Origin of the sequence: Pseudomonas sp. GD04158 (assembly GCF_029834875.1) — a bacterium.
GTDB classification, from domain to species: Bacteria; Pseudomonadota; Gammaproteobacteria; order Pseudomonadales; family Pseudomonadaceae; genus Aquipseudomonas; species Aquipseudomonas hydrolytica.
In genome coordinates this window covers 1-5,100 of sequence record NZ_JAODYT010000144.1, presented here as the reverse complement: position 1 = coordinate 5,100, position 5,100 = coordinate 1, and the positions used below count along the sequence as shown (strand labels likewise).

Annotated in this window: 5 protein-coding genes and 1 pseudogene; 3 read left to right on the top strand and 3 right to left on the bottom strand. The window is 68.9% G+C overall.

The genetic code is table 11. From position 1 onward, the window contains the following. On the bottom strand, positions 1–986 hold a 986-nt coding region (gene norR, locus N7333_RS23975; RefSeq protein ID WP_279859487.1), incomplete at its 3' end, for a nitric oxide reductase transcriptional regulator NorR. A gap of 192 nt (positions 987–1,178) precedes the next feature. Between norR and hmpA the strand changes: the two genes are divergently transcribed. The 3 genes from hmpA to N7333_RS23960 all read left to right on the top strand — a co-directional run bounded on the left by hmpA (position 1,179) and on the right by N7333_RS23960 (position 3,990). Continuing rightward, positions 1,179–2,360 (top strand): NO-inducible flavohemoprotein, encoded by a 1,182-nt coding sequence (gene hmpA, locus N7333_RS23970; RefSeq protein WP_279859486.1) that lies wholly within the window; start codon positions 1,179–1,181, stop codon positions 2,358–2,360. 219 nt (positions 2,361–2,579) lie between these two features. Next, on the top strand, positions 2,580–2,825 hold the full coding sequence (locus tag N7333_RS23965) for a transmembrane sensor/regulator PpyR (protein WP_279859485.1): 246 nt from the start codon (positions 2,580–2,582) through the stop codon (positions 2,823–2,825). After that, on the top strand, positions 2,812–3,990 hold the full coding sequence (locus N7333_RS23960; protein ID WP_279859484.1) for an NnrS family protein: 1,179 nt from the start codon (positions 2,812–2,814) through the stop codon (positions 3,988–3,990). Before N7333_RS23965 ends, N7333_RS23960 begins: the two co-directional genes overlap by 14 nt. Positions 3,991–4,190: 200 nt before the next feature. Here the strand turns inward: N7333_RS23960 and rimI are convergent, their stop codons facing one another. Both rimI and N7333_RS23950 read right to left on the bottom strand, forming a co-directional pair. Continuing rightward, complete coding sequence (gene rimI / locus N7333_RS23955; RefSeq protein ID WP_279859483.1) at positions 4,191–4,643, bottom strand: ribosomal protein S18-alanine N-acetyltransferase; 453 nt, start codon at positions 4,641–4,643, stop codon at positions 4,191–4,193. Between the two features lie 26 nt (positions 4,644–4,669). Further along, positions 4,670–5,100, bottom strand: a pseudogene (locus N7333_RS23950) (energy transducer TonB); the annotation flags it as partial.

Below are 5,100 nucleotides of genomic sequence, written 5' to 3'. Positions count from 1 at the left end.
ACCCGCACGTCGACGCGGTGCTCGCGGTCCGAGCCGAGCCGTTGCAGCTGGCCGCTCTGCAGCACGCGCAGCAACTTGGCCTGCACCGCCAGCGGCAGCTCGCCCACCTCGTCGAGAAACAGGCTGCCGCCGTCGGCCAGCTCGAACTTGCCGCTGCGCTCGCTGAGCGCGCCGGAGAAGGCGCCGCGCACGTGACCGAACAGCTCGCTCTCCACCAGCGCCTCGGGCAGCGCCGCGCAGTTGAGGCTGACCAGCGGCCGTTGCGCGCGCGGCGAGGCGCCGTGGATGGCCTCGGCCACCAGCTCCTTGCCGACCCCGGTTTCGCCGGTGATCAGCACGGTCAGCGGGCTGTCGCCGACCAGGCGAATCTCGCCCTGCAGCTTGCGCAGCGCGGCGCTCTGGCCGATCAGCTCGCGCGGTTGCTGGCGCGCCTGCTTGTACAGCTCGGTGAGCTGGCGCTCGGCCTCCACCCGCCGGGCCAGGCCGCTGATCCGTTCGCTGGCCTTGACCGTGGCCGCCGCCAGGCTGGCGAAGGCGTCCAGGCTGTCCAGGTCGGCGCGGCCGAAGCTGGCCGGGTCCAGCGCATCCAGGGTCAGCAGGCCCCACAGCTGGTCGTCCAGGTACAGCGGGCAGCCCAGGCAGTCGTGTACCTCCAGGTGGCCGTGCAGCCCCTCGACCAGGCCGTCGTAGGGGTCGGGCAGGCCGCAGTCTGCGGCGAAACGGGTCGGCCCGCGGTGCTCGAGCAGCGCCGCCAGGCGCGGGTGCTCGCCGATCTTGAAGCGCCGCCCCAGGGTGTCGGCGCTCAGCCCCTCCACCGCCAGCGGCACCAGTTGCTCGCCGTCGAGCTTGAGCAGCGCCACCGCATCGCAGGGGAACAGCTGGCGCAGGGCGGCCAGCAGGCGGCGGTAGCGCTCGCCGTCGTCCAGCTCGCGGGACAGGTCGGCGACCAGCGGGATCAGCGTCTGCAGCAACGGGCTAGCGGTCATTTCGACAACCTGAAGTCCTTATGACTCATATCGATCACGAGTCATTTTCACAACAACAATCACAAGCCATTGAATTTAAAAGACAAATTAAATGGCACGATTCATGAGAAGCATACAGCGCTAACGCTAGCACGCCAGGTCTGGCCAGACGAGCCGGGCCGACACCTTTTCCATGCCTTGCGGAGATGCTCCATGCTGTCCAACGCCCAACGCGATCTGATCAAAGCCACCGTGCCGCTGCTGGAAAGCGGCGGCGAGGCGCTGACCACCCATTTCTACGGCCTGATGCTCGGCGAGTTCCCCGAGGTGCGCCCGCTGTTCAACCAGGCGCATCAGGCCAGCGGCGACCAGCCGCGCGCCCTGGCAAACGGCGTGCTGATGTACGCCAAGCATATCGACCGTCTCGAGGCGCTCGGCCCGCTGGTGGCGCAGATCGTCAACAAGCACGTGTCGCTGCAGATCCTCCCCGAGCATTACCCCATAGTTGGCGGCTGCCTGCTGCGCGCGATCCGCGAGGTGCTCGGCGCCGAGATCGCCACCGACGCGGTGATCGAAGCCTGGGCCATCGCCTACCGGCAACTGGCCGATATCCTCATCGGCGCCGAGGAGAGCCAGTACGCGCAGAATGCCGCCGCCCCCGGCGGCTGGCGTGGCGCGCGCGCCTTCCGCGTGGCGCGCAAGGTGGCCGAGAGCACCGAGATCACCTCCTTCTACCTGGTGCCGGCCGACGGCGGCGCCCTGCTCGACTTCCAGCCCGGCCAGTACATCGGCCTGCGTCTGCTGCTGGACGGCGAGGAAGTGCGGCGCAACTACTCGCTGTCGGCGCCGGCCAACGGCCGCGAGTACCGCATCAGCGTCAAGCGCGAGGCCAGCGGGCGGGTATCCAACCACCTGCACGACAAGGTCCAGGTCGGCGACCAGCTGGAGCTGTTCCCACCGGCCGGCGAGTTCGTCCTGCGCGACTCGGACAAGCCGCTGGCGCTGATCAGCGCCGGCGTCGGCATCACCCCGGCGCTGAGCATGCTCGACGCGGCGCGCCACTCGGGGCGACCGATCCACTTTATCCACTGCGCGCGCAATGCCGAGGTGCACGCCTTCCGCGACTGGGTCGAGGCGCAGGCCGCCGAGCATCCGCAGATCCGTCACTACGTGTGCTACAGCGAGCCACGCGCAGGCGATCAGGCCGACGCCGAGGGTTTCCTCAGCCGCGAGCTGCTGGAGCGGTGGCTGCCCGCCGAACGCGATCTGGACGCCTACTTCCTCGGCCCGAAGCCTTTCATGGCCCAGGTCAGGCGCCACCTGCGCGAGCTGGGCGTGCCGCCCGAGCAGAGCCACCACGAGTTCTTCGGCCCGGCCGCGGCGCTGGATAGCTGATCTAGCAGGCCGTTGAAAAACGTAGGCGAGGCAGGCAAGACAAGGCGCAACGACCAACGGGAGTAACAGCCGCAGGCTGGCCCGAAGGGCGAGCGCCAGCGAGTCAAACGGCCGAAAAAGCGGAGTTTACATGCTGTAAATGAGCATTTTGAGGCCGTTTTTAACGCAGGATTGCCAACGCAGGTAGTTTTTCAACAGCCTGCTATCAGGAGGTGCATCATGTTCCCGCTCACCCCGCAGCAGCTGCTGCGTCTGTCCAGCCGGTTGCTGCTGAGCGGCCTGGCCCTGCTCGTCATCGGCCTGCTGGCCGCCTATGGCCTGGAGTCCAGGCTGAACCTGGCCAGCCTGGTGCTGGCGCATAGCCTGACCATCGTCGGCCCCGGCCTGCTCAAGCTCGGTTATGTGTTGCGCCTGGCGGCGCAGCACGGCCTGCGGCGAGGGGAGCAGCGTCATGCAACTGCTTGATCGCAACCGCGCGCTGGCGATTGCTCCGCTGTGGCGCCTGGGCTTTCGCCCGTTCTTTCTCGCCGGCGCGCTGCTGGCCCTGCTCGCCGTCGCCCTCTGGGCGGCGGTATTGCAGGGTGTGCTGGCAAGCCCGACCGTGCCCGGCGGCCTGCTCGCCTGGCACCGCCACGAGATGCCGTTCGGCTTCGCCCTGGCGATCATCGCCGGCTTCCTGCTCACCGCGGTGCAGACCTGGACCGGCCGACCGGGCCTCAGCGGGCGGCCGCTGATGGCGCTGCTGACCCTGTGGCTGGCGGCGCGCCTGGCCTGGTTCAGCCCCGTGCCGCTGAGCGTGCTGATCGCTCTGCAACTGGCCTTCGTCGCCCTGCTGATCGCGCAGATGGCGCGCCAACTGATCGCGGCAAGGCAGCGCAACAACTACCCCATCCTGCTGGTGCTGAGCCTGCTCGGCCTGTGCCAGGGCCTGACCCTCGCCGGCCTGGCCCAGGGCGACGAGGCGCTGCAACGGCGCGGCGCGCTGGCGGCGCTGTGGTTGATCGCGGTGCTGCTGAGCCTGATCGGCGGACGGGTGATTCCCTTCTTCACCCAGCGCGGCCTGGGCCGGGTCGAGGCCTTCACCGCCCATCCCTGGCTGGATCGGTTGCTGCTGGCCTGCGGCCTGCTGGTCGCGGCGTTGTTCGCCACTGGCCACAACCTGCTGGCACAGCCCTGGCTGGCATTGCCCTTCGCCGTGCTGGCGGTGCTGCACGGCCTGCGCCTATGGCGCTGGCACCTGCCGGGCATCTGGCGCGTGCCGCTCTTGTGGTCGCTGCACCTGGCCTACGCCTGGCTGTTGCTGGCCACCCTGGGCATGGCCGCCTGGCACCTGGGCTGGCTGGCGCAACCCAGCCTGGCCAGCCACGCGCTGGCGGTGGGCGCAATGGGCGGACTGATCCTGGCGATGATGGCGCGGGTCAGCCTCGGCCATACCGGCCGGCCGCTGCAACCGCCGAAGGCCATGGCCTGGGCCTTCGCCCTGCTCAATCTGGGGGCGCTGATCCGGGTCGCGGCGGGCGGCGCCTGGCTATGGCTGGCCGCCGCTTGCTGGGGACTGGCCTTCGCCCTGTTCGTCGTCCACTACGCGCCGATCTTGTGCCGGGCGCGGGTCGACGGGCATCCGGGGTGATTGGCGGAAATCCCGGTGCGCACGGCGCACCCTACGGGTAGGGTGGATGTCGCTTTTTACATCCACCAAAGCGGTAGATCGATAAAACGTGATCCACCCTACCCACCCCGCCGACCGGGGACAGGCCCTCACCAGCACACATTCACGCGCCACCGAACGACGTAGGGTGCGCCGCGCGCACCAATCCAGACGGCGATGGATCAGTCCACCAGCGTGCAGGCCATCACCAGCGCGTCTTCCCGCCCACCAACCGCCGGGTAGTAATCGCGGCGCCGGCCCACTTCGTTGAAGCCGTAGCGCTCGTACAGGCGGTAGGCGCTCTGGTTGCTGGCACGCACTTCCAGGAAGCACTCGCGCCCGCCCAGCTCATGGGCTTGCTTCATCAGGTGTTCGAGCAGGCGCAGGCCGAGGCCGCGGCCCTGGCTTTCCGGCTTGACGGTGATATTGAGCAGGTGCGCCTCGTCGAGGATCAGGTTGATCACGCCGTGGCCGACCTGCTGGCCGCCCTCGAACATCAACCAGCACTGATAGGACTTGAGGCTGTCGGTGAAGATGCCACGGGTCCAGGGGTGGCTGAAGGCGGCGTACTCGATCTTCAGCACGGCATCGAGATCCGCCTCGGTCATCGGGCGGAAGGAAATCGCATCGGTCATTCGCTAGAACTCGGCGGGGGTGACACTCAGGCCTCGGGGGTTTTCAGCCAGCGCCGGCGCACCCGCTGCATGGCCTGCCACAGCTCGCGCTTGCGCGCCGGCTCTTCCATCAGCAGCTCCAGCCCCGGCAGGGCCCAGCAGGCGCCGAGGCCGTCGATCTGCAGTTCGCGGTTGTAGCTCTGTTCGTCGCCCTCGCCGGCGAAGCGAATGGCCGGCAGGCCGACCAGCCACAGGCAGGTGCTGGGCTGCTCTTCCAGGCGCGCGGCGACGAAGCTCTGCACGAACTCCAGCGCCGCCTGCGGGCCCTGGTCCAGGTTGCCGCGTACCAGCAGCGGCCAGCGTACCGGCTCGCCGAGCAGTTGCGGGCTGTCCGGCAGGCCGGCGGCGCGCAGCAGGTCCTTGAGCAGGATGTAGGCCGGGTCGCGGCTCTGGAACGGCTCGCCGGTGGGCAGCTCGA